This window comes from Staphylococcus sp. EG-SA-2, from assembly GCF_017152085.1.
Genome location: NZ_JACYHC010001039.1, coordinates 1 through 780 on the forward strand (window position 1 = coordinate 1; position 780 = coordinate 780).

The following is a 780-nucleotide window of genomic DNA, read 5'->3' on the forward strand; positions in this document are numbered from 1 at the left end:
GGCTAAAAATTATGAAATTTAAAGCGATAGCAAAAGCAAGTTTAGCATTGGGAATGTTAGCAACAGGTGTAATTACATCGAATGTACAATCAGTACAAGCGAAAACAGAAGTTAAACAACAAAGTGAATCAGAGTTGAAACACTATTATAATAAACCGGTTTTAGAGCGTAAAAATGTTACTGGATATAAATATACTGAAAAAGGTAAAGATTATATAGATGTTATAGTAGACAATCAATATTCTCAAATTTCTTTAGTTGGATCTGATAAAGACAAATTTAAAGATGGAGACAACTCGAATATAGATGTGTTTATCCTTAGAGAAGGTGACAGTAGACAAGCAACAAATTACTCAATTGGTGGCGTAACAAAAACAAACAGTCAACCTTTTATTGACTATATACACACACCAATCCTTGAAATCAAGAAAGGTAAAGAAGAACCACAAAGTAGTTTATACCAAATTTATAAAGAAGACATCTCATTGAAAGAACTTGATTATAGATTAAGAGAACGTGCAATCAAACAACACGGCTTGTATTCAAATGGTCTTAAACAAGGTCAAATTACAATTACAATGAAAGATGGCAAATCACATACTATCGATTTAAGTCAAAAACTTGAAAAAGAACGTATGGGTGATTCTATCGACGGCAGACAAATACAAAAAATTCTAGTAGAAATGAAATAATACTTTCTAACAACAAAGCGCTATGTTGAATAGTGCTTGTTATGGAAATATATGGAAGTTAAGCGACGTACTGTTGCTTAGCTTCTTT

At 31.3% G+C, this 780-nt stretch carries 1 protein-coding gene; it reads left to right on the forward strand.

The window, feature by feature from the left end:
- Positions 1-11: 11 nt before the first annotated feature.
- Positions 12-692 (forward strand): superantigen-like protein SSL1, encoded by a 681-nt coding sequence (locus IDG60_RS17700; RefSeq protein ID WP_000669014.1) that lies wholly within the window; start codon positions 12-14, stop codon positions 690-692.
- Positions 693-780 lie beyond the last annotated feature (88 nt).

Coding starts and splice junctions, on each gene's coding strand:
- IDG60_RS17700 (WP_000669014.1), top strand. CDS start 12: ATGAAATTTAAAGCGATAGCAAAAGCAAGTTTAGCATTGGGAATGTTA.